General features: G+C 43.0%; 3 protein-coding genes. 1 reads left to right on the top strand and 2 read right to left on the bottom strand.

Features of this window, described 5'->3' with window-relative positions; translation table 11 throughout:
- The coding region (locus F6K38_RS39120; RefSeq protein WP_287360309.1) for a cyclic nucleotide-binding domain-containing protein at positions 1 to 189 on the bottom strand (189 nt) is incomplete at its 3' end.
- A gap of 706 nt (positions 190 to 895) precedes the next feature.
- Positions 896 to 2,227 carry an RNA-guided endonuclease InsQ/TnpB family protein gene (locus F6K38_RS39125; protein WP_071103752.1) on the bottom strand — a complete coding sequence of 444 codons (1,332 nt, stop codon included), beginning with the start codon at positions 2,225 to 2,227 and terminating at the stop codon, positions 896 to 898.
- Between the two features lie 63 nt (positions 2,228 to 2,290).
- Here F6K38_RS39125 and F6K38_RS39130 point away from each other — a divergent pair, with 63 nt between their 5' ends.
- Positions 2,291 to 2,437, top strand: coding sequence for a hypothetical protein (locus F6K38_RS39130; protein ID WP_193431429.1), 147 nt, complete (start codon positions 2,291 to 2,293; stop codon positions 2,435 to 2,437).
- The last annotated feature ends 246 nt before the right edge of the window (positions 2,438 to 2,683 follow it).

Below are 2,683 nucleotides of genomic sequence, written 5' to 3' on the forward strand. Positions count from 1 at the left end.
TGGGTCGATCAAAATATCAACTTTGCCTTCTAGGACAACATAGAGATCGTGACTGTCTGTTCCTTCGTCAAAAATATGCTCACCATATTGATATTGCTTAATTTCACTAATTTCTAATATCCTTTGACGCTGTGGCTCGGTCAGACCTTTAAAGACAAGAAGTTGTGCTAATAGGTTTTCGATATTCATTTTTTAAATTTCCAATTCAGAGATTGTTTGATGGGTTTTTCAGACCCTGGTGCTTTTTTTTATTCCCATGAATTCTACGATAGGTTAAAGAATTTAAGGTCTTAAGCTGTCGCGCATTTAAACGACCTTTCATTAAATCAGGAAAAACCCCCTGAAACTCTTTTACCTTCTGCCTTCTGCCTTCTGCCTTCTGCCTTGCTGTTGTGCAATTTAAATGCACAACAGCTTAGGATGAAGATTCAGGGCAAACGCATCTAAATTATATAAGCTTTACTCAGAAGCGATGCAGTGCGGTCTTGGGGAGGCAGTGCGGTCTTGGGGAGGCAGCGCCGTCTTGGGGAGGCAGCGCCTTCATGCGGGGGTTCCCCCCATGAGCGACTGCCGTGGTTTCCCCCATGAGCGACTGCCGTGGTCTCCCCCATGAGCAACTGCCGTGGTTTCCACGGGGCTTACAAGGTGCGGAAGCAAGTTCCGCACACAGACCCAAAACCATGAGCAACTGCATCAAGAGGTGCGACCCGTGGCGAATTTAATAATTAGATGCGGAAAGCGCACCTAACAGAGATTTCAAAATTAATAAGTATAAATATTTATCCTATGAATCTCATATCCAGTAGGCATTTCAAAATAAGATGCGTTTGCCCTGGATGAAGATTGGAAGTTATCAATTACTTTGAACTCTCTACGGGTTGAAACCACGTAGATTCTAAGCTGATGTTACTTCGCGGGTTAAAACCACGCTCCGTAACGCTTTACGATACGATCTAGATAGAGAATCTAATTTGTATCGTTGTGGCAGGTTCAAGGCTGCCCTACCGACCTCAGCTAGGGAGAACCCTAGCTGTGTCGCTACTTTTCGGAGGATGTTACAGGCTCCGTTGCAGTCGGCGTTAATTAAATCGCCTGATCCAGATCTATAAAGTCCACGCTTTACTCGCTTTCCGCTTTCTTTCCACCCCAAGCCCGAAGGGCACGCTTCGCGAACGGGTTTTTCGCCGAGTGTAGGTAAAAAGTCACGATCTAAAAAGCTAGCCTTGCTGGTGTAACTTTCCTCTGTTTCAACGAACTTGATGCCGTACTCAGTGCATAACTGTTCAATTCGACTCTTTAATTTAGCAGTAGGAATCTGTACAAACTGCTGATTATTCTTTTTACCAATATTGATACTGTCTTTACTTCTATTGTTCCAGCCAAAAACTACTGTGCTAACTCGATTTTTTAGGCACCAGCTAACGATAAATCTAGCAACTTTATTGACGTTATCGCGCATTTGTCTATTTCGCTTTTCAGTCAATAAAGCTAGATCTTCGTCCCAATACCCTTGGGTTTTTCCTTTTTTGATCGCAGCTACGCGCTTGTTGTACCACTGGTTTTGAGACTTGACTTTTCTTCCATCTATGATAAAAGATTTACCTATATTGGAAACACAAGTCAGCCAGTTGTTGAGTCCTGGGTCAATGCCTAAGACTTGGTCTGTCTTTGTAACAGGTTCAGGGGCTGGTCTTTCATAAACAAACTCTAGGTATAAACAGCCATTTCTTGGCACAAAACGATACTCTTTTATCGACTTGTGATCAATATTAGACGGCATTGGCAAAAAGAAATGGTCAAAGCCAAACCAAGCTTTAACCTGTTTCCCCAAGGTAAACTTAAGCTGCCCTTTTACCAATTTCACCCACCGAGCCGGATAACTGACTACAGCCAGCCCCCCTTTCTTCCGGTAGGTTGGAATCCTAGGCTTATGCTTGAGTTGGCCTTTCTTGTACAGTTTGCTTAGGGCTTTGTAAGACTTGAAAGACTCGATAATTCCGTGCAGGGTTTGTTGAGCACAAGCAGACCTCATTGCCTTGAAGTGGACGTTCGTCTTCATTATCTTGTCCAACTCTGCGTTATTGAGGTATTTCCCCGCTTTAAACAGTATCTGACGGCAATAATATATGCCGCAATTCGTTAGTTTATTAGCTTCTGAACAAATGAACTCTATGATGGCTTGGTTTTCAATAGTCGTCTTTATTAAGTGCTGCTGACAACCATACATTTTGCATCGACTTATTGCTGTGATATCTTAATTGTATCCCGCAAGAAGTTAAGTGTCAAGCAAATGCCTGAACAAATTACAAAGAAAGGAAGACCTAGTATCCATGGAGAACGGAAAAAGTCTTATAGTGTTTCGGTAACCCAGGAAGGCTGGAACAAACTCAAAGAAATGGCTAAAGAATCGGAATTAAGTCTCTCAGAGTTTTTATAAATATTAGCAAGAACTAAACGAATTCCTTGATTTACACGAGAGCCGGGATAAATCCCGGCACGCTCCACACCCACTCAATGAATTAAGTGGCTAACTCTCGCTTGATGTCTTTCTGTTTCACATATGGGGCTAGCTGATCCCACAGGTTAGGAAATTGCTGACGGAATGTTTCAGGTTGAGCAATCTCCATGTCACGGAATTCAAAGCCAGGTGCAACGGCTTCCCCCAGGAGTCCAAACTCTCCTT

Source organism: Moorena sp. SIO3B2 (genome assembly GCF_010692525.1).
GTDB classification, from domain to species: domain Bacteria; phylum Cyanobacteriota; class Cyanobacteriia; order Cyanobacteriales; family Coleofasciculaceae; genus Moorena; species Moorena producens.